The organism is Cognatundibacterium crateris, assembly GCF_010078235.1.
Classification (GTDB): Bacteria; Pseudomonadota; Gammaproteobacteria; order Burkholderiales; family Burkholderiaceae_D; genus Undibacterium; species Undibacterium crateris.
Map to the genome: position 1 here is coordinate 227,283 of NZ_JAABOS010000004.1, position 20,001 is coordinate 247,283.

A 20,001-nucleotide genomic window follows, 5' to 3' on the forward strand; every position below is an offset into this window, starting at 1 on the left:
GCCAGCCTGAAAAAAGGGCTTAACACCATTGATGTTAAGCCCTCAAATTTGGCTCCCCGACCTGGACTCGAACCAGGGACCTGCGGATTAACAGTCCGTCGCTCTACCGACTGAGCTATCAGGGAATAGAAGATTTGATGATCTTCGGTAAACTTTATGTAGTGATTGGTTTTAAGTTCACTACCTACTTTGAATTCTGTGGCTCCCCGACCTGGACTCGAACCAGGGACCTGCGGATTAACAGTCCGTCGCTCTACCGACTGAGCTATCAGGGAATAGAAGATTTGATGATCTTCGGTAAACTTTATGTAGTGATTGGTTTTAAGTTCACTACCTACTTTGAATTCTGTGGCTCCCCGACCTGGACTCGAACCAGGGACCTGCGGATTAACAGTCCGTCGCTCTACCGACTGAGCTATCAGGGAACAGAGACAAAAATTATATGCTTCGCAGCCATTCTTGTCAACTGCAGTGCCAACAATTACAGCACGCCTGCGATCGCTGTAATCACCTTGTCGATGTTTTTACTATTCAGGGCGGCCACACAGATGCGACCGGTATCGACAGCGTAAATCGAGTTTGTCTCACGCAGCTTGCCTACCTGTTCCTTGCTCAGGCCGGAATAAGAGAACATGCCGCGCTGTTGCATCACGAAGTCAAACTGCTGCGCTGGTGCCTGCTCTTTGAGTTTGCTGACGAATGCAGCGCGCATTTCACGGATACGAACGCGCATGCCAGCCAGTTCTTCTTCCCATAACTGGCGCAGTTCTGGTGTGGACAGCACAGTTGCCACTACCTGACCGCCATGGGATGGCGGGTTAGAGTAATTGGTGCGGATCACACGCTTCAGTTGTGACATGATACGGCCCGCTTCTTCTGCACTGGCAGCGACGATGCTGAGTGCGCCTACCCGTTCACCGTACAGGGAGAAGGACTTGGAGAACGAGTTGGAGACAAACAAAGGGCCGCCAGCCGCTGCAAAACGACGCACCACCTGACCATCGGCCTCGATACCATCGCCAAAGCCTTGATAGGCCATATCCAGGAAAGGAATCAGACCACGGCTGGTGACGACTTCAATAATCTGGGTCCATTGCTCATCGCTGAGGTCGGCACCGGTTGGGTTATGGCAACATGCATGCAGCAATACGATAGAGGCTGACGGCATATCCTGCAGCGCGGCCAGCATAGCTTCGAAGTTCACGCCGCGCGTATTCGCATCGTAGTACGGGTAATTATTGACGGTGAAGCCCGCAGATTCAAACAAAGCACGATGATTTTCCCAGCTTGGGTCACTGATATACACTTGGGATTGCGGGCTGAAGCGCTGCAGAAAGTCAGCACCCAGCTTGAGTGCGCCGGTGCCGCCTATCGCCTGCGCTGTCACAGCACGCTTTTCTGTCACCACCGCGCTGTCGGCGCCAAACACCAGATCCTGTACCGCGCGGTCATAGGCAGCCAGGCCTTCGATAGGCAAATAGGTACGCGGCGCGTATTTTTCTATCAGCAGGGCTTCTGCTTTTTTTACGCATTCGAGTAAAGGTACTTTGCCATTGTCGTCATAATAGACACCAACGCCAAGATTGACTTTGGCCGGATTTTGATCGGCATTAAACGCCTCGGTGATGCCGAGGATAGGATCGCGTGGTGCCATTTCGATGGCGGAAAACAGAGCGGAAGAAGCTGGAGCAGTCATCGTGATAATATGAAATGTTTCTGCCGTTGCCGGCAAACAGGTTGGAATGAAATAAAAATGCGTTACGGCCAGGGCTTACGCAAACAATGATTCCAGCAAGGTATGCAGAGCAAAACACAGAAAAACAGTACGGGTAGTACGTTGGGTGGCGCAGGGTAGGGCGCGCGTGTCGGTTTTGCGTAAATCCTCTGAGAGCAGAGTCAGCTTACAGGCTGTTTCTGCTGATAAACGGCTTATTTTAACAAAGGTATGGGTACCATGGCAGTTGCACCAGTGAATTCAGTTGCTTTATCCGATGAATTCGATGAGGAGAAGTTCATTTCTTTTCCGGATTCCCCATTTCAGCTGTATCAGATATTCCCGCCGGCGGGTGATCAGCCTGCTGCGATCGCGCAATTGACTGAGGGCGTGCATGATGGCTTGTTTTTCCAGACACTGTTGGGTGTGACCGGCTCTGGTAAAACTTACACCATGGCGAATGTAATCGCGCGCTGTGGCCGGCCTGCCATTATTTTTGCGCCGAATAAAACGCTGGCGGCCCAGTTGTACAGTGAATTCAGGGAGTTTTTCCCGCGCAATGCGGTGGAATACTTCGTGTCTTACTACGATTACTATCAACCTGAAGCCTATGTGCCTCAGCGCGATCTGTTCATAGAAAAAGATTCAGCGATCAATGAGCATATCGAGCAGATGCGCCTGTCCTGCACTAAGTCGCTGATGGAGCGGCGTGATGTGATTATCGTGGCGACCGTGTCGGCGATTTACGGTATCGGTAACCCCAACGAATATCACAAAATGATACTGACCCTCAGATTGCGCGACAAGGTCAGTCAGCGTGACCTGATTGCGCGGCTGATCCAGATGCAGTACAGCCGCAATGAAGTCGACTTTGGCCGTGGTACTTTCCGGGTGCGTGGCGATACCATAGACATCTTCCCGGCTGAGCATGCGGAACTCGCCGTCAGAGTAGAAATGTTCGACGACGAAATCGAAAATCTGCAGTTATTTGATCCTTTGACCGGCCGGGTTAAGCAAAAAATCCCACGCTTTACTGTGTATCCCGGTTCGCACTACGTGACACCGCGTGAGACTGTGCTGCGCGCGATAGAATCGATTAAGGACGAATTGCGCGAACGGCTGGACTTCTTCCGCCGTGAGAACAAGCTGATCGAAGAACAGCGTATCGAACAGCGTACCCGTTTCGATCTCGAAATGATGGCTGAAATCGGTTTCACCAAAGGTATTGAAAACTACTCCCGCCATCTGAGCGGCGCCAAGCCAGGTGAGCCACCACCAACTCTGGTCGATTATCTGCCGCCCGATGCGCTGATGTTCCTTGATGAATCCCATGTGCTGACCGGACAGTTGAACGGCATGTATAACGGTGACCGTGCGCGCAAAACCAATCTGGTCGATTATGGCTTCAGGCTGCCTTCTGCGCTCGATAACCGGCCGCTCAAATTTGCCGAATTTGAAAGCAAGATGCGCCAGACCGTGTTTGTGTCAGCCACGCCTGGCGATTATGAACATGAGCATGCCGATCAGACTGTGGAGCAGGTGGTGCGGCCGACCGGACTGGTCGATCCTGAGATTGAAGTCCGTCCGGCGCTGACGCAGGTAGATGATCTGATGGGCGAAATCACTGAGCGTATCCGTAAGAACGAGCGGGTGCTGGTGACCACGCTGACTAAGCGTATGTCAGAACAACTGACCGATTTTCTGGGTGAAAATGGTATCAAAGTGCGTTATCTGCACAGTGATATCGATACGGTCGAGCGGGTAGAAATTATCCGCGATCTGCGCCTGGGTACCTTCGATGTACTGGTCGGAATTAACTTATTGCGTGAGGGGCTGGATATTCCTGAAGTGTCGCTGGTTGCGATTCTTGATGCAGATAAAGAAGGTTTTTTACGTTCAGAGCGCAGTCTGATTCAAACCATAGGCCGTGCCGCGCGTAACCTGCATGGTAAAGCGATACTGTATGCCGATCGCGTGACTGACTCTATGCGTCGCGCGATAGATGAGACCGAGCGACGCCGACACAAACAACTGGCCTTCAATGCCGCCAATAATATTACGCCGACTGGCATACGCAAGCAGATCAAAGACATCATCGACGGTGTTTATAATCCGCAGGAAGCTCGCGCAGATCTGGCGGTGGCGCAGGAGCAGGCCAAGTATGAAGTCATGAGCGAGAAGCAGATCAGTCGCGAAATCAAGAAGCTGGAAAAACAAATGCTCGAGCATGCGAAAAATCTGGAATTTGAAAAAGCGGCCCAGGTACGTGATCAGCTGGCGCATCTGAAGGAATTATTATTCGGTGCAGGCGGACATGATGCCTTGTCTGTGATTGCCGGAAAATAGGTATCTGGCTGTCAGCGATCAAAGCGCCTGATTGCGCATCGTATGCTGTAAAAAGAAAAATCCCGGGGCTGAGCTCCCGGGATTTTTCTCATAAAACCATCACCTGTCTGCCTTACGCAAGGACAGGCATGTGAACAAGCGAAGACTTATTTTTTCAGGCATTTATCAAGGAACTGATCCTGTTCCCACAACAGATGCATGATGTTTTCACGGGCGGCATAGCCATGGCTTTCCTTAGGCAAGATCACCATGCGGGCTGGTGCACCCAGGCCTTTTAAAGCCTGGAAATAACGCTCGGTCTGCAATGTGAAAGTGCCAGGATTGTTATCCGCTTCTCCATGGACCAGCAACAAAGGTGTTTTCATTTTGTCGGCATTCATGAAAGGCGACATCCTGGTGTATACCTCTGGCGTTTCCCAGTAATTGCGTTGTTCGGTCTGGAAGCCGAATGGCGTCAGGGTACGGTTATAGGCGCCGCTGCGTGCGATACCGCAGGCGAACAACTTGGAGTGCGTGAGCAGATTCGCAGTCATGAAGGCGCCGTAGGAGTGGCCACCTACCGCGACGCGTTGACGGTCGATATAACCTAACTGATCCACTGCATCGATCGCGGCTTCGGCGTTATCGACTAACTGAGGGATGAAGTTATCATTCGGCTCGGTTTTACCTTCGCCGATAATCGGGAAGGCAGCATCATCCAGCACGGCATACCCTTTCGCAACCCAGTACACAAAGGACCCATAGTTAGGGAAGGTGAACTGATTCGGATTGTGCGTGCTTTGTCCGGCAGAATTTTTATCCTTGTATTCAGCCGGATACGCCCAGATCAGCAGTGGCAGTTTTTCTTTCTTAGTTTTGTCGTAGCCAGCCGGCAGATACAGGGTGCCGGATAACTCGACGCCATCTTTACGCTTGTATTTGATGACTTCTTTGCTCACATCTTTTAAGCCAACAAAAGGATTGGCAAAGCGGGTAATCGCTGTCAGTTGTTTATCTGCCTGATCACCTGCCTTCAGATCACGGAAGTAAAAGTTAGGGTAATCGGTTTTCGATTGCAGCTGTACCAGAACCTTACCTTTTTTCAGATCTTCTATCGACAAAATATTTTCGATTTTGTCAGTGTAAACGGACTGATACAGGCGGTTCTTTTTCAAGCTCGCCAGATCGAGTTCATCAATAAACGGGAACTGACCTTTCTTGCTGTGACCGGCACCGATCAGATAGGCTTTTCCATCTTCTATAGCCAGCACGCGACGATCAAACTCATTGCGTTTAGTTTCGAAACGACCCGGATCAGCATAAATATCCTGCATGTTTCTGTCGCCGATGACGCGAGGCGCTTCGGACGGTGCGGATGGATTAAACAGATAGGTTTTCAGATTGCGGGTGTCATACCAGTTGTCGTAGGCAATCGCGACTTTATCATTGCCCCACACCACACCACTGAAACGTTGCTGGGTTTTGAGTAAGGATACCGGCTCCTGATCAAATGGTGCATTCCACTGGAACAGCTCGTCACGGAATTCGGTTTTGTTGGCTGGATCTCCACCGTCCAGTGCCACCACATAGTAAAGCGTGGCAGGCTTGTCACCGCGCCAGCCCATGCTGCGCTTGCCTTTAGCGACTGCAGAGAAGCCCTTAGGCATAATTTCATTTAAAGGCGTTTCATTGACGACTTTGATCACTTTACCGCTCAGATCGGTGACTGTGGCGCGGGTCGGGAAACGGTCTAGTTGAACGATGTAGGAAAATGGTTTTTGCAGGGTATCGAGCAACAGGAATTTACCATCCGGCGAGAAGCTGATGTCTTCATACATATCTGCTTTTTTGAATAAACTGCTCTTGCCACTGAGTGAGACTTTGACTAACTCAGAGGTGACCAGATTTTCAAAATTGGCTTCATCATTTTTATTCTTCAGCAAATCTGCATAGGTGCGGTTTTGCGAAACGCTGCCGGTCGCATTCGAAATGATGGCACCAGTTGGCAAATCTTTGCTGTTATCGAGTAAAGCCGTACGGTTTTTCGGCAATACCTTGACCAGCAAATTGTCGCTGTCTTTAAACCAGCTGTAAGGCGCACCCAGATTGGCGTTCAGGTTGGCTTCGCTGATTTTTTTTGCAGTCGCGCTTTCTACGTCGATCACCCACAGCTCTACGCCTTTAGCGGCGGTATGGGTGAAGGCAATTTTCTTTTCATTGGGCGACCAGCTGACATTCGCGATCAATGGATTGGCAGGCAAGCCCTTGACCTGGACTTCTTCACCGCCTGCGACTTTGCGCAGCTTGAGATTGTTCACATAGGTCAGGGTGCTGCTGATATTGGTGACCGGATTAATACGCAAACCGGCCAGCCGCATTTCTGTCTGGCTCAGATCGCTCAGGGTTTTATAGGTATTGCGAAAACTCAGCAACAGATTCTGATTGTGATGATCCATGCTGACAGTTGGCGGACGCTGGAAGTCGGCCAGATCGAGGATGGGTTTGGGTGGTAACTGATAACTCAGATTTTCCTGTGCGCTGGCGTTGGCGCACAGGCCAGCCAGTAAAATCAGGCTTAACGAACGTTTCATGGCAGTCCCTGTTATTTTAAAATAGTGCTTGCTTAGCTTACTGGCTAGCTTGAAACCATCCAGTATGCTGTAAGGAGTGAGCTTATAAGGCGCAGGATTAGAATTACGTAAGCGAAAATAGTTCAAACTGAAATGCTTCCGCCTGTCGACCGCAAGGCCAGCTGAGGCATTTTATATGGGGATGGGGGCAGCAGTTCGCGCCCAGACTAAGCGCGTATTCAGGCGGCACACCCTTGATTGCGGCCGCCTTGCTTGGCCTGATACAGCATCGCATCCGCCTTCAGGAACAGTTCATTTTCTGTTTTGCATTCAGGGTAGTCGGCGATACCGCCGCTGATGTTGGACAGTCTGTTGCCTGGCTGGCCCACGGAAAACCGCTAATCCTCTTCAACTGCTGCAGGCAGAACATGCTGCTTGCGTATTCCCAGACAAGCTCATATCAAAGGAAATATCTGTCTCAGGGGAGGGAGGCGAAACTGTGGCTTGCACTTTACGTTGTTTGGCAGCCACCCTGCGTCTACGCTGGAACCGCGTTGCGTATTTAATGATGTAACATTGCCAATTAGTGGGTTTGCTTGCGTACAAAAGGAGACGAAGTGCTGGAACAGGATCAACTGTGCAAGTTACTGGATGCACAGAGCGAGTCACAATGGGCGAAGGCGTTGCTGACCCTGGCGGGTCAGCTGGGTTTTGAACGCATGCTGTTTGGTGTGGTGCCGCACAAGGCACAGCCTCTGGAATCAGCTTTTCTGATCAGTAACTATCCTTCTGAATGGCGGGCGGTCTATCACAGTCAGCACATGCACAATGTAGACCCGACGGTTAGTCATTGCCTGATGAGTGTGTTGCCCATCATCTGGGGACCCGCCGTATTCCAGGGTATTCAGCCGCAGCAGTTCTACGAACAGGCATGCAGTTTTGGTTTGCGCTCAGGTGTGACGCTGCCTGTTCATGGCCGCTCCGGCGAGTTTGGCATGCTCAGTTTCGTGACAGATGCCAGCTATCGTAGCGACAGCAGGGCGGAGACGCTCGCTGGCCTGACGCTCGTGCGTGACTATGCTCTGGAATCGTCGCGTAAATTCACGCTGGCGCAAACGCCGGCGGCCGATGCTGTCAAGTTGACGGCACGCGAGCTGGAATGCCTGAAGTGGGTTGCAGCCGGCAAGTCATCGTGGGAAGTCTCACGCATCCTTGGACGCTCCGAAGCCACTGTCAACTTCCATATGGCGAATATTATGCGCAAGTTCAATGTCAGCACTCGCCAGCAGGCAGTGGTCAAGTCAATTGCGGCGGGCATGGTCGTGCCCGGTTGAACTAGCCACCTGTAACGCATCCTCTAAGTCGCTATTGCCAATTCGCATACTCAAATATAAGGCCAGCAGGATAGCCACCGGCGGCGGCATCCAGCAGCCCTGTTCAAAGCGGCTCCCTTGTGACTGTGTGACGCCAAAGCGCGCCCAGAATTCAGTCTGATTCTCCTGTGAGGCTTGGCGTAGCCAGCGTACCTGCTCGCTGGTGGGGCAACATCGGCACGGGAATTCTGCCCATCGTCTTGGTTAGCCCACTTGAAAAGTGGTGGAAGGACGACGCTGACAGAAAATGATCATTTTTTCCAGGATAGGATCGGAAGCTGATAGTTTGAGCTAGCAGATCTGCTAGTACCGATTTTATGCGTGCTGCATAACAATGAAGACTCTTCACCACCACTTCAGGGGGCCATCATGCAGCTTAACCTCGAAATCGCAGCACGCACCGCTTTCCCAAAATCCGAACTGTTCGCCATGCAGCGCCTGCGTGCCAAAGTCTTTAGCGGACGTATGGGGTGGGAAGTGCCTGTCATGAGCGGTATGGAAATCGATGGTTACGACGCGATGGACCCCTATTACATGATGATGCGAGAAGAGGGCGGCATCCTGCGCGGCAGCAGGTCCGTACATGTTGAAAGACAGCTTCCCAGAGTTCCTGCACGGCCCTAAGAACGGCGTTGCCCACTATGTGACAGTGACAGCAAAGGCAATCGAGCGGATGCTGCGCCGCGCTGGCCTGGCCCATCCCGACTTGCTCAACTAGTCACGGTACGCTTTTTTTGTGTACACGGATGTTTTGCTTGTCAATACCAGGTTCTGCTAGTGAAAGGCGAATGCACCTATCACTAAACTATGGCCAAACCACACACCACTTAGAAACAGAAAATGAAACAATTCAAGAATCTTGCATGTCGTTTACCTATCCCTGCAGCCATCAGCATGGCATTGGCATGCCCGGTAAGCGGCGCCCAGGACATGCCGGTCGGTGCCGACCCTAACTCCCGCTCCGCTTCCGACAATAAGTTGTATCGGGTGGAGGTCAAGGGGCAGCCGCAAAGCGATGTGGATTTGCGACGCAATGCCGCCGTGGCCAAGCAGATATTCGGACGCGAAGAGATCGATCGGTTTGGCGACAGCAATGTCAACGAGGTAGTGCGCCGTCTGCCTGGCGTGGATATCCAGAATGGTCAGCCCCGCCTGCGTGGCATGGGTTCAGGTTATACGCAGATATTGATCAACGGCGAGCCGGCTCCAACCGGATTCTTACTGGACCAGATCAATCCGGCGCAAGTCGAGCGTATCGAGATTCAGAAGGCTGCCACGGCGGACCAGAGCACGCAGGCCGTGGCAGGCAGCATCAATATCGTTCTGAAAACTGTAGCAAAAAAACGCCAGGCCAGCGTCAAGGTAGGCGCCGCATACAGCGCCGAGCGGCCCACAGCGAATGTGAGCACGCTCTATAGCGAACGGGCGGGCGACCTCTCCTATTCACTACCCGTCTCAGCCTACGAGTACTACAGCAGTGCAGAGTTGAAGGTATCGCGGCATGTGGCAGGCAGCTTGGGTACTGTCGGCACGGCGCAGCAATCGGCGCAGCAACCGATGTGGGGTCATAGTTTCAATGCCACGCCGCAGTTCAACTGGCGTATCGACGACGACCAAAGCGTCAACTTGCAGGCTTTCTTGCAGCGTTCCGATTGGCACAGCAAGGTGCAGTTCACGGATATTGCGGCCAGCAATCCATCGCTGTTTGAAGATTCCAGCAACAACGAGGGCCGCTTCGAGAACCACCGCTTGACTGGCCAATGGAGTTCGCGCTTCAGCGGCGAACGCAAATTGGAGTTGAAGTTGATGATGGGGCAAGCCCTCAATGAATTCGTCAACCAGAGCTATCGCGCGAACCTACCCTACCGGCATAGTGTGGGCGAGGGCAAGGATCGCACGCTGACCCAATCGGGTAAATATGGCCAACTGGTCGGGGACTATCATCGCCTGTCAGCCGGATGGGAGTTCGAATTCCGGCGCCGCGATGACGAGCGCAACGTTACTGTGCTTGGATCGCAGCAATTGCCGGGAATTGATGCTCTACCTCTACATGCGAAGATAGACCGGCAGGCATATTTCCTTCAAGACGAATGGGAATTGTCCGACCAATGGCTGCTGTATGGCGGCTTGCGGCACGAGACGATCACTACGCGCAGCGACACCTTGGATGGTGCAGTGAGTAACCGCAGCCAGGTCTTGTCGCCGCTATTGCATGTCAATTTCAAACCAGATCCCAAGGCGCGCGATGTGATACGCGGCAGTCTGACCCGTAGTTATAAAGCCCCCGATTTGTATTCGCTCATACCAAGACCCACGCTGAATAGTATTTATCCTTTGCCCACGCAGCAGAACGATCAGGTGGCTTCGGATCGGGCTGGTAATCCTCTGTTGCGACCAGAATTGGCGACAGGCCTGGATCTGGCGTATGAAATGTATTTCACAGGTGGCGGCTTGTTCAGCGTCGGCCTGTTCCATCGACGCGTCGAGGATTTGATCCGCTACGTCACCACCTTGGAAAATGTCAGTTGGGCTACTGTGCCGCGCTGGGTCAGTCGTCCGCAAAATATCTCAACAGCACACAGCAGTGGGATTGAACTGGAGTTCAAGGGGCCGGCATCGCAGCTCTTGCCTGGACTGGTTGATGTCAAGACGCGGCTGGATTTGCGTGGCACGCTCAATCTGTACCGAAGCAAGGTCGATGCCGTGCCTATGCCAAACAGCCGCCTGGACGGCCAGCAGCCTTGGTCCGCCACGCTAGGCTTTGACTATAAGGCGCAACATGTACCGCTGACTTTCGGCGCCAATTTGTCTTACACGCCGGGCTATGCCACACAGCAGACCTTGTCGCAAGCGTTAGACCAGACGCGCAGCCGCGCACTGGACTTATACGCGTTGTGGAATTTGAATCAACAAGTGAGCTTACGCTTTGGTGCCACCAACGCCGCTCCGCAATGGACGGGAAGGATCACAAGTACCGACGACGGTTCCAGCGTCCAGGTACTCAGGAAGACGCGCCCCAACTACACAGTGGCCATCGACATCAAACTCTGACATGTCGGAAGGGGGGGGCGCTAGGCGCGCCGACCTCTTCATCCAGGACCAGGAGCGCAGCCAGCTCTACAACCGCTACACCTGCGTGTGGAACAAGCGGATGAATCTGAAGGGTACTACTGGGTTTCTGATGAACGATGATGCGATCCTGGCTGGGGTGTTGCGCGTCAGTCTTCACTGAAAGCGGGAAAGCACATGCGGTTACCTTCGTGTATGGTGGCGGTAGTGCATGCAAGCGGGTCGTATTGGTTCTGATGTCGCCTTAATTAGTGCAAACTTGATTACGGCCGCCTTGCTTGGCCTGATACAGCATCGCATCCGCCTTCAGGAACAGTTCATTTTCTGTTTTGCACTCGGGGTAGTCGGCGATACCGCCGCTGAAGCTGAATTGGCGGAATTCTCCGGGTGTGACTTCAAACACCACTTTACCAAAGCTCTCACGCATGGCATCGAGCTTGCGTTTGCCTTCTTCACGTGAGCAATCCCAGAATACCATCACAAATTCTTCACCGCCGAAACGGCTCAGCAGATCACGTTCACCGAGTTGAGCGGACAAAACCAGGGAAAGGCGTTTGATCACGATATCGCCGAAGTAGTGACCCCAGGTGTCATTGATGGTTTTGAATTTGTCGATATCGATAATGCCGTAAGCCAGCGATTTGTCTTCACGTCCGGCCCGTCGTATCCATTCCTGTGCTTTCTTTTGCAGACCAACCTTATTGAGTAAACCTGTAGCACGGTCTCGACTGATTAAATCTTTGCTGGCGCGGATTTTGTTGATACGGTTAATCAATAAGCGGGTCAATACATCGGCGTCACTGCTTTTTAGAATTTCGTCAAAGCCGCTGTCCAGTGCCTGACGTGATAAAGCGGATGTATTTTGGTGCTGCAGCATCACGATTTCACGACCAATATCGAACTCTATGTTTTTCTTAAGTACGCGCACCAGTGCTTCAGTTTGCAAATAGTATTTTTCATCGATCAGCACGATATCGGGTTGCGCCTCTTTAACCTTGGTATGTAAAGAGCGTGCATCCTGATAATGAAGGAGCTCGATGTCATGCTGACTCAGCATCTGGGTATCGAACTGCGCGTCGTCACCCAGATAGACGATAGTATTGGATTCACCGCGCTGCTGACGTGCAAAAATATTGAATAGCTTATCTACCAGCACTTCATTGCTGATTGGTTTTTCAGCGTAGGCGAGGCAGTTGCTGTCGACCAGCTTTTGCTGCAGCAGAAAACGCTCACCCTGTCTGACAGTTTGCAGGTAAATGTATTGTTGATGCGCGGGCAGCCTTTGCAGCAGATCGCTCAGAAACATGGTCTGGCGGCGTTGTTGCTGCATGTCGTCCTGCATGTTGTACAGCACGTCAAGATCAATCACAAACAGCGTGTGACCCTCTGCATTTTCAACTGCGCTGACAAACTCCCGCATCTGGTCGAAAAACAGTATGTCGAAGTCATACTTGTGGGCGCTGAGCAGTAATTCATCTTTATTGTCTTTGATGAAGAATGTTTGCGTCAAAAGCATCACTCTGTTTTTATATAACAATCCTGCTTCTGCCATTACAACTCCGTTTTATCTGCTGATGCGGCCGCTAAGCTGCGATTTCTTCCTCGTAGAAGAAATTGAATGTTGCTGAAGGTAAATGAGATTCTAATGTTTTATCTCACTTGCTGGGAATAGAAAAGCAGACTGTTTATGTTGAATGTTGTGTATTTGTTTGCAAATTACTTAGAAAAGTACTTCGGGCAGACAAATTCTGGTTCAAGCCTTTCCTATGCAAAGTATCGCAATTGGTTTTGATGCAACATTTCAACTATGGAATGATCGATTTCCAGCCTGAAGCGCGGCGAGTGGCGGATTTCTATGCTACTTTTCCCATTCCACTTTTGGTCTGAACAGGTGCACCATGCGTTCTGCTTTGCTGATCATAGATGTACAACGTGCTTTATTTGATGATGCGCCGCGCCCGTTTGAGGCCGATCTGGTGGTGGAGCGTATTAATGCGCTGGCAACCAAAGCCCGTCATGCCGGAATCCCGGTGGTGTTTGTACAGCACGAAACGAAAGCGGGAAATTTACGTTTTGGCAGCGATGGCTGGCAATTGGAGCAGGGACTAATGCTGGAGGATGGTGATACTGTCTTGCGCAAAACCACGCCTGATTCATTTTTGCATACCGAACTCAGCAGCCTGCTGGCGTTATGGGAAGTCGAACAACTGGTCATCTGTGGCTACGCATCCGAGTTTTGCGTCGATACCACCACACGCCGTGCTGCTGCATTAGGCTACCCGGTTACGCTGGTGTCCGATGCACATACCACGCATGACAAGGCCCATGCGAGTGCTGCGGAAATCCGGCGTCATCATAATATGACTTTGCCGGACATCAGCAGCTTTGGCGTGACCATACAGACGCTGCCATCTGCGCAGGTGGAGTTTGCGCTGTGAGTGTGATGCTTAGCGTTTGCTTTGATACAGTTTGTCAAACTCAGCGCCATCATCGAAATGCTTTTTCTGCGCTTGCTTCCAGCCACCAAATACTTCATCGATGGTGAACAGTGTCACCGGCTTGAAGTTGGCCGCATGTTTTTGAAAAGCAGCTTCAGAACGCGGGCGGAAGAAATGCCTGGCGATGATTTCCTGCGCAGGCTCAGAGTACAGGTATTGCAGATACGCAGTCGCGGTTTTTCGGGTGCCTAATTTGTCAGCCACCTTATCCACTACGGCCACTGGCGATTCTGCCAGGATAGAAATTTTCGGATAAACCACTTCATACTGATTGCCGAATTCCTGTTTAGCGAGCTGGACTTCGTTTTCAAACGTGACCAGCACATCGCCGATTTCTCTTTGGGTAAAGGTGGTCGTGGCACCGCGTCCACCCGCATCAAGTACCGGTACGTTTTTGAAAATCTTATCGACCAGAGCACGCGCCTGTGCCTCATTGCCACCCGCTTTAATCACCGAGCCCCAGGCCGCCAGATAGCTGTAACGTCCATTGCCCGAGGTCTTAGGATTAGGAATAATGACTTTTACGCCCGGCTTGCCCAGATCTTCCCAGCTTTTGATCTGCAAAGGATTTCCTTTGCGGGTCAGGAATACCATAGTGGAATAAAACGGCGCGGCATTATTTGGAAAAGCTTTAGACCAGGTGGCTGGTATCAGGCCTTTTTCAGCCAGGATATCAATATCATTGGCCTGATTCATGGTGACGACTGAGGCTTCCAGTCCATCGATGACCGAGCGCGCCTGCTTGCTGGAGCCGCCATGGGATTGGTTGATGGACGCAGTCTCACCGGTTTTCTTTTTCCAATCGGCCACGAAAGCGGGATTGATATCCTTGAACAATTCACGCGTTACGTCGTAAGACGCGTTCAATATGCTGCTGTTGGCGTAGGCAGATGGCAGGCCACTCAGGGCTTGCAAACCAAGTAAAGTGAATAGCGCCAGCGTGCGTCGACGAGCGTTGGATGCGGTGGAAACAGATGTCTTCATGGAATCTCCTGATTGAAGCCCTCATCTTGCACAGTTTCTGCGGGCAAAGGAAATACAGACTTTTTCTATGCATAGATGATTTTGCTATGAAGCGCGGATTGCGCATAAACACATGCGAAAAAAGTCTGCTTCGTCTGCCTGCAATGTTTGTTAAACTGCAGTTTTTCTTTCATCCGAATGATTCAAGCAACAGCGCAGTGTCGGCTTGTCCGCTCAGCTGCACATGGCCTTGTTTGCAGTCGTTCATTTCAGATATGGCTGGTATGAAAACACTCTCTGCTTTTTCCCTGAAATGCCTGATGGGCTTGATGGTGGCGGCTTCGGTTCCGCTTGCGCATGCGGCCAACCCTGGCGCGAGCGCCTCTGCCCATGCGGCAGCTGGTGGTATAGACTGGCGCAAAGACAATAATGTAGAGGCGGCATTTGCCCAGGCCAAGGCCAGCAAAAAGCCCTTATTCCTGTACTGGGGCGCAGTCTGGTGCCCGCCTTGCAATCAGGTCAAGGCAACCATCTTTAATCGTCAGGAATTCATCGATAAGTCACGCCACTTTATTCCTGTGTATCTGGATGGCGATAGTCCTGGTGCGCAAAAATTTGCAGCCCAGTTCAAAGTCCGCGGCTACCCAACCATGATTTTGTTTAAGCCGGATGGTACGGAAATTACCCGCCTGCCGGGCGAGGTTGATTCTGAACGCTATTTGCAAGTGTTGACCCTGGCACTGAATACCTCAGCATCTGTGGCTGATACGCTCAAGCTGGCGCTGGCTGGTGGTAAGGGCTTGAAAGAAGATGACTGGAGTTTGCTGGCGGATTACTCCTGGGATGATCCTGAACAAAAACTGGTTGCGCCTAAAGAGCTGGCGACGACTTTGGTCAAGCTCGCGGAAGTTGCACCGGCCGGACTGGCTGCAACCCGGATTTATCTGAAGTCCTTGTTTGTGATCGCCAATAGCAAGCCTGGCAGCAGCGTGCCGACTCCGGATAAGGCGCAGGCGGCCGAGCGTCTGATTAAGGCACTTAGTGACAGTAAGGTGGCGCGCGATAACCTTGATCTGCTTGCAGGCTCTGCGGCTGCACTGACTGAGTATCTGACGGCAGCGAAGTCGACTCAGCGTACGACCTTGGTGCAGGCCTGGAATGGCGCGCTGGTCAAACTGGCCGATGATGCAAGTATTTCCAAAACTGACCGTCTGGGGGCGGTGATTGCACAGGTTGATCTGGCTAAGCTGGATGGCGGAAAACCATCGGCTTCATTCCAAAAAGAAGTGCAGAAACGCGTAGCGCAGATAGAGCAGGCCACCACAGACTCTTATGAGCGTCAGTCGGTAGTCAGCTCTGCTGCCTATGCCTTGGGGAATGTCGGTCTGTTGGATGATTCGGATACGTTGCTGAAAGCGGAACTCAAACGCTCGCATTCGCCGTATTACTTCATGTCGACGCTAGGCTCTAACGCGAAGAAACGCGGCGACAATGCAGCTGCTATTAACTGGTATGAGCAAGCCTACAATGCGTCGAAAGGACCTGCTACCCGTTTGCAATGGGGCTCCAATTATGTGGCGAGTCTGGTCGACCTGGCACCAGGTGACGATGCCAGAATACAAAAAGCAGTGAGCGGTGTGTTTGATGAAGTCGCGAAAACGGAAAATGCGTTTTACGAACGTAATCGCGCCTATCTGGAAAAACTGGGTAAGAAACTGCAGGACTGGAATAAGGATGGTAAACACCAGCAGACTTTCCAGAAAGTGCATGCGCAACTGGACGGTATTTGCGCCAAGTTGCCAGCCAATGATACGCAGAAAGCCACTTGTCAGAATTTGCTGAATAAATCCTGATCCAATTCCGGCTATTCTAAAAAAGCGACTCTGCGAGTCGCTTTTTTTATATCGGTATGCCGGTTCAAGGCAGGGCTTAAAATTCCTTTATATTTTATTGAATATAAGCAAGTGAATTTATATGATTGGTAGTGATGTTGTGAGCCCAGTAAAATACCAGTTCGATAGCAAGATGGGCAGTAAGTGTGATACAGATTTCTCAGTTAGAAAAAAACTACATCGTTAAAGGTCAGGCCGTGCAGGCACTGAGCAATGTCAGCCTGACGATAGAACAAGCCAGTATTTTTGGCATTATTGGTCGCTCCGGTGCGGGTAAGAGCACACTGCTGCGCACCTTGAACTTACTCGAACGTCCGAGTGCCGGTCAGATCCTGTTTGAAGGCGAGGACATCACCCGCTACGACCAGACTCAGTTGCTCAAATTACGGCAACGGGTAGGCATGGTGTTTCAGCACTTTAATTTGCTGAATGCAAAAACCATCGCTGAAAATATCGCTTTTCCGTTGATCCTGAGTGGTAATACCAACGCGCAGCAACGCCGTGAACGCGTGAATGAATTGCTGGAGCTGGTTGGCTTGCAAGAGCATGGACACAAATACCCATCGCAGTTGTCAGGCGGCCAGAAGCAGCGCGTCGGCATAGCGCGCGCCTTGGCCAATTATCCCCACTTGCTGCTATGTGACGAAGCGACCTCAGCACTCGATCCTGAAACCACGCAGTCGATACTGCGCTTACTGTCCGATATCAATCAAAAGCTGGGTCTGACCATCGTTCTGATTACCCACGAAATGCAAGTGATACGCTCTATCTGCGATCAGGTCGCCGTCATCGAGGGCGGCGAGATCGTTGAGCAGGGCGCAGTGGCCGATGTTTTCCTGCATCCCAAACACAGCGTGACGCAAAAACTGGTCGCAGAGCATCAGGCTTTCGATCTTGATCAGCTGCCGCAATGGAATACCGCTACCGGTAGCCAGCTGTTACGTCTGACCTATGTCGGTAATGCTGCACATGAACCGATACTGAGCCGTATCGCGGCCCAGACGCAGGCCGAAATCACAATTTTGCAAGGTACGATCTCGCGCGTGAAGCAGACCCCGTATGGACAACTGATCGTCGCGCTTAATGCGAGTGCGGCTGAGAGCGCGAAAGTGCTGCAATTATTACGTGAGATGGATGTCACGGTGGATGTGCTGCCTTCTGGTCAGGCACTGGCGGAAGGAGAGTAAACATGGATTTTTCAAATATTGATTGGGCTGATATCGCCCAGGCTACGCTGGATACACTGACCATGACCGGCTTCTCGCTGTTCTTCACGGTCTTGCTCGGTTTACCGCTCGGTATTTTGTTATTCGTGACGGGTAAGAATCAATTGCTGGAGCAGCGCGGTGTGTACGCTTTGCTGTCAGTAGTGGTGAATATCCTGCGCTCTGTGCCTTTCATCATTTTGCTGATCGTGCTGATTCCTTTCACCTTGCTGCTGGTCGGGACTTCATTGGGCGTCGCGGGCACCATCCCGCCGCTGGTGATCGGTACCACACCGTTTTTCGCACGTCTGGTCGAGAACGTATTGCGCGAAGTGGATCGCGGCATCATCGAAGCCTGTCAGGCCATGGGTGCACGCAACTGGCAAATTATCTGGCATGCCTTATTGCCGGAAGCTTTGCCGGGTCTGATTGCAGCCGGTACTGTCACTACCATTGCGCTGGTGTCGTATGCCGCGATGTCGGGTGTGATTGGCGGCGGCGGTCTCGGTGATCTGGCGCTGCGCTACGGATATCAACGGTTTCAGACGGATGTGATGGTCGTCACCGTACTGATACTGATTTTGTTGGTTCAGGTGTTGCAATGGGCAGGAGACAAACTGGTATTGCGCTTTACACGTCATTAATGTTGTTTAACTTATTGGAGTATTTATGATTTCACGTATTTCCCATCAATTACGTCGCGTTGCCGCTGCCAGCGCTTATGCCGTGTTGTTCGCAGGTTCTGCCATGGCAGCAGATACCCTGAGCATTGCTGCGACACCGGTGCCGCATGCAGAGATTCTCGAATTCATTAAGCCGCAGCTGGCCAAAGAAGGCGTGGATCTCAAAATCAAAGTGTTCACCGACTATGTGCAGCCTGCAGTGCAAGTCAATGAAAAGCATTTGGATGGCAATTTCTTCCTGCATCAGCCTTATCTGAACGAGTTCAAAAAGAGCCATAAAAACGATCTGGAAGTACCGGTTGCCAAGGTACACGTAGAACCGTTTGCGGCTTACTCCAGCAAGTACAAAAAAGTGGCTGACATCCCAGCTGGTGCGACGGTAGCGATCCCTAATGATCCATCCAATTCCGGCCGCGCCTTGCTGCTGCTGGCAAAACAAGGTCTGTTGAAACTGAAAGATCCAAGCAATATTTCGGCGACTAAGAAAGACATCATCGAGAATCCTAAGAACCTGAAATTCAAGGAGTTGGAAGCGGCAACATTGCCACGCGTATTGAACCAGGTTGATCTGGCGCTGATCAATACGAATTATGCGATTGAAGCGAAACTCAATCCTGTTAAAGATTCCCTGTTCATCGAAGATGCGAATTCACCGTATGCAAACTTGCTGGTGGCACGTGAAGACAATAAAAACAGCCCGGCATTTAAAAAGCTGATCGCTGCGCTGAATTCACCGGAAGTGAAGAAGTTCATTGAAGAGAAATACAAGGGTGCAGTCGTTCCTGCATTCTGATTATTCAGTTCAGCTAAGCTAAGCTAAGCTAAGCTAAGCTAAGCTGAAGTGCATGTAGCTTTGTACTACTCAGCGTAGCAGATTGAAGTTCCATAAAAAACGCAGCATGCCTATCGGTGTGCTGCGTTTTTTTAGTTTTGATCTGCTCTGTGTGGCTTTGCGCAGACTTGAAATTGCAATAAAAAACGCTGCCGGTAAGGGCAGCGTTTTCAGATACTTCAGATACAAATCCGCTGAAATCAGCGCAGTCGGCAAGATTAGTTGCGTACTGTTTTTTTGTATTCGTTAGTACGTGTATCGATTTCGATCATGTCGTCCTGGCTCACGAACAGTGGAACCTGGATAGTGAAAGTGTAAGCTTCGATCGCGTTTTCGATTTTCGCTTCTTTCAGAACGTTACCGGAAGTGTTGCCCTTCACAGCTGGTTCAGAGTAGATCACCTGACGAACGATAGTCGTTGGCAATTCAACAGAGATTGCTTTGCCGTCGTAGAAAACCGCTTCGCATTCCATACCGTCTTTCAGGTAGTTGACTGCTTCACCCAGGTTTTCTGCTTCGATTTCGTACTGGTTGTATTCTTCATCCATGAATACGAACAGTGGGTCAGCGAAGTAAGAGTAAGTCACTGGTTTTTTGTCCAGAACAACAACGTCAAACTTGTCGTCGCCGCGGAAAACGTTTTCCTGTGGGCTGTTAGTCAACAGGTTTTTCATTTTCCACTTGTAAGTGAAACCTGTGCGGCTGGAACCGTTCACGTCGGAACGCAATACGATCATCGGCTTGCCATCAACCATAATAATGTTGCCAACGCGAATTTCTTTTGCAAATTTCATAGCGAATATACGTAAAAAGTAGGTTGCGTAAAAATCATCAGTTGCCTACAGGTTGAAGCCCGGCAAGCCCACGTTTGATTCAA

General features: G+C 51.2%; 15 protein-coding genes, 3 tRNA genes and 1 pseudogene. 9 read left to right on the forward strand and 10 right to left on the reverse strand.

Going from position 1 to position 20,001, the window contains the following annotated elements; translation table 11 throughout:
• Positions 1 to 49 precede the first annotated feature (49 nt).
• The 4 genes from EYB48_RS09510 to EYB48_RS09525 all read right to left on the reverse strand — a co-directional run bounded on the left by EYB48_RS09510 (position 50) and on the right by EYB48_RS09525 (position 1,696).
• Positions 50 to 125: transfer RNA gene (locus EYB48_RS09510), tRNA-Asn, on the reverse strand.
• Between the two features lie 74 nt (positions 126 to 199).
• A tRNA-Asn gene (locus EYB48_RS09515) sits at positions 200 to 275 on the reverse strand.
• Between the two features lie 74 nt (positions 276 to 349).
• A tRNA-Asn gene (locus EYB48_RS09520) sits at positions 350 to 425 on the reverse strand.
• Between the two features lie 56 nt (positions 426 to 481).
• Positions 482 to 1,696: an amino acid aminotransferase gene (locus EYB48_RS09525; protein ID WP_162020105.1), complete on the reverse strand. Its 1,215-nt coding sequence runs from the start codon at positions 1,694 to 1,696 to the stop codon at positions 482 to 484.
• 258 nt (positions 1,697 to 1,954) lie between these two features.
• Between EYB48_RS09525 and uvrB the strand changes: the two genes are divergently transcribed.
• Positions 1,955 to 4,060 carry an excinuclease ABC subunit UvrB gene (uvrB, locus tag EYB48_RS09530; protein ID WP_162020106.1) on the forward strand — a complete coding sequence of 702 codons (2,106 nt, stop codon included), beginning with the start codon at positions 1,955 to 1,957 and terminating at the stop codon, positions 4,058 to 4,060.
• 146 nt (positions 4,061 to 4,206) lie between these two features.
• Here uvrB and EYB48_RS09535 read toward each other — a convergent pair whose 3' ends face one another.
• On the reverse strand, positions 4,207 to 6,630 hold the full coding sequence (locus tag EYB48_RS09535) for an alpha/beta hydrolase family protein (RefSeq protein ID WP_162020107.1): 2,424 nt from the start codon (positions 6,628 to 6,630) through the stop codon (positions 4,207 to 4,209).
• Positions 6,631 to 6,848: 218 nt separating this feature from the next.
• Complete coding sequence (locus tag EYB48_RS09540) at positions 6,849 to 6,998, reverse strand: hypothetical protein (RefSeq protein ID WP_162019923.1); 150 nt, start codon at positions 6,996 to 6,998, stop codon at positions 6,849 to 6,851.
• Positions 6,999 to 7,205: 207 nt separating this feature from the next.
• Here EYB48_RS09540 and EYB48_RS09545 point away from each other — a divergent pair, with 207 nt between their 5' ends.
• The gene (locus EYB48_RS09545; RefSeq protein WP_235935011.1) at positions 7,206 to 7,943 is read left to right on the forward strand and encodes a helix-turn-helix transcriptional regulator; all 738 of its coding nucleotides are present in this window, start codon (positions 7,206 to 7,208) and stop codon (positions 7,941 to 7,943) included.
• Here EYB48_RS09545 and EYB48_RS19530 read toward each other — a convergent pair.
• A pseudogene (locus EYB48_RS19530) lies at positions 7,911 to 8,114 on the reverse strand (helix-turn-helix domain-containing protein); the annotation flags it as partial. The gene EYB48_RS09545 and the pseudogene EYB48_RS19530 sit on opposite strands and share 33 nt — an antisense overlap.
• A 237-nt stretch (positions 8,115 to 8,351) precedes the next feature.
• On the opposite strand from EYB48_RS19530, the gene EYB48_RS09550 reads away from it, so the two are divergent.
• Together EYB48_RS09550 and EYB48_RS09555 are read left to right on the forward strand one after the other, a co-directional pair.
• Complete coding sequence (locus EYB48_RS09550) at positions 8,352 to 8,606, forward strand: acyl-homoserine-lactone synthase (RefSeq protein WP_235935013.1); 255 nt, start codon at positions 8,352 to 8,354, stop codon at positions 8,604 to 8,606.
• A 216-nt stretch (positions 8,607 to 8,822) separates the two neighbouring features.
• Complete coding sequence (locus EYB48_RS09555; protein WP_162020108.1) at positions 8,823 to 11,033, forward strand: TonB-dependent receptor plug domain-containing protein; 2,211 nt, start codon at positions 8,823 to 8,825, stop codon at positions 11,031 to 11,033.
• A gap of 262 nt (positions 11,034 to 11,295) precedes the next feature.
• Here the strand turns inward: EYB48_RS09555 and EYB48_RS09560 are convergent, their stop codons facing one another.
• Positions 11,296 to 12,567, reverse strand: a complete 1,272-nt coding sequence (locus EYB48_RS09560) for a GGDEF domain-containing protein (protein ID WP_235935015.1) — start codon at positions 12,565 to 12,567, stop codon at positions 11,296 to 11,298.
• 382 nt (positions 12,568 to 12,949) lie between these two features.
• Between EYB48_RS09560 and EYB48_RS09565 the strand changes: the two genes are divergently transcribed.
• On the forward strand, positions 12,950 to 13,489 hold the full coding sequence (locus tag EYB48_RS09565) for a cysteine hydrolase family protein (protein ID WP_162020110.1): 540 nt from the start codon (positions 12,950 to 12,952) through the stop codon (positions 13,487 to 13,489).
• Positions 13,490 to 13,498: 9 nt separating this feature from the next.
• On the opposite strand, the gene EYB48_RS09570 is transcribed toward EYB48_RS09565, so the two are convergent.
• Positions 13,499 to 14,533: a sulfate ABC transporter substrate-binding protein gene (locus tag EYB48_RS09570; RefSeq protein ID WP_162020111.1), complete on the reverse strand. Its 1,035-nt coding sequence runs from the start codon at positions 14,531 to 14,533 to the stop codon at positions 13,499 to 13,501.
• A gap of 263 nt (positions 14,534 to 14,796) precedes the next feature.
• Between EYB48_RS09570 and EYB48_RS09575 the strand changes: the two genes are divergently transcribed.
• From EYB48_RS09575 to EYB48_RS09590, 4 genes are all read left to right on the forward strand, one after another.
• Positions 14,797 to 16,365: a thioredoxin family protein gene (locus EYB48_RS09575; protein WP_162020112.1), complete on the forward strand. Its 1,569-nt coding sequence runs from the start codon at positions 14,797 to 14,799 to the stop codon at positions 16,363 to 16,365.
• A gap of 185 nt (positions 16,366 to 16,550) precedes the next feature.
• Complete coding sequence (locus tag EYB48_RS09580; protein WP_162020113.1) at positions 16,551 to 17,591, forward strand: methionine ABC transporter ATP-binding protein; 1,041 nt, start codon at positions 16,551 to 16,553, stop codon at positions 17,589 to 17,591.
• A gap of 2 nt (positions 17,592 to 17,593) precedes the next feature.
• Positions 17,594 to 18,253, forward strand: coding sequence for a methionine ABC transporter permease (locus tag EYB48_RS09585; RefSeq protein WP_162020114.1), 660 nt, complete (start codon positions 17,594 to 17,596; stop codon positions 18,251 to 18,253).
• A 103-nt stretch (positions 18,254 to 18,356) separates the two neighbouring features.
• A complete protein-coding gene (locus EYB48_RS09590; protein ID WP_408058286.1) occupies positions 18,357 to 19,085 on the forward strand; it encodes a MetQ/NlpA family ABC transporter substrate-binding protein in 729 nt (242 codons plus the stop codon).
• A gap of 257 nt (positions 19,086 to 19,342) precedes the next feature.
• On the opposite strand, the gene EYB48_RS09595 is transcribed toward EYB48_RS09590, so the two are convergent.
• Positions 19,343 to 19,918: an elongation factor P gene (locus tag EYB48_RS09595; RefSeq protein ID WP_162020115.1), complete on the reverse strand. Its 576-nt coding sequence runs from the start codon at positions 19,916 to 19,918 to the stop codon at positions 19,343 to 19,345.
• Positions 19,919 to 20,001 lie beyond the last annotated feature (83 nt).

What these genes read in the sequence shown, in the direction of transcription:
- uvrB (WP_162020106.1), top strand. Translation starts at nt 1,955, where the DNA reads ATGGCAGTTGCACCAGTGAATTCAGTTGCTTTATCCGATGAATTCGAT.
- EYB48_RS09555 (WP_162020108.1), top strand. Translation starts at nt 8,823, where the DNA reads ATGAAACAATTCAAGAATCTTGCATGTCGTTTACCTATCCCTGCAGCC.
- EYB48_RS09570 (WP_162020111.1), bottom strand. Translation starts at nt 14,533, where the DNA reads ATGAAGACATCTGTTTCCACCGCATCCAACGCTCGTCGACGCACGCTG.
- EYB48_RS09590 (WP_408058286.1), top strand. Translation starts at nt 18,357, where the DNA reads ATGGCAGCAGATACCCTGAGCATTGCTGCGACACCGGTGCCGCATGCA.
- EYB48_RS09585 (WP_162020114.1), top strand. Translation starts at nt 17,594, where the DNA reads ATGGATTTTTCAAATATTGATTGGGCTGATATCGCCCAGGCTACGCTG.
- EYB48_RS09565 (WP_162020110.1), top strand. Translation starts at nt 12,950, where the DNA reads ATGCGTTCTGCTTTGCTGATCATAGATGTACAACGTGCTTTATTTGAT.
- EYB48_RS09595 (WP_162020115.1), bottom strand. Translation starts at nt 19,918, where the DNA reads ATGAAATTTGCAAAAGAAATTCGCGTTGGCAACATTATTATGGTTGAT.
- EYB48_RS09550 (WP_235935013.1), top strand. Translation starts at nt 8,352, where the DNA reads ATGCAGCTTAACCTCGAAATCGCAGCACGCACCGCTTTCCCAAAATCC.
- EYB48_RS09560 (WP_235935015.1), bottom strand. Translation starts at nt 12,567, where the DNA reads ATGCTTTTGACGCAAACATTCTTCATCAAAGACAATAAAGATGAATTA.
- EYB48_RS09535 (WP_162020107.1), bottom strand. Translation starts at nt 6,630, where the DNA reads ATGAAACGTTCGTTAAGCCTGATTTTACTGGCTGGCCTGTGCGCCAAC.
- EYB48_RS09525 (WP_162020105.1), bottom strand. Translation starts at nt 1,696, where the DNA reads ATGACTGCTCCAGCTTCTTCCGCTCTGTTTTCCGCCATCGAAATGGCA.
- EYB48_RS09575 (WP_162020112.1), top strand. Translation starts at nt 14,797, where the DNA reads ATGAAAACACTCTCTGCTTTTTCCCTGAAATGCCTGATGGGCTTGATG.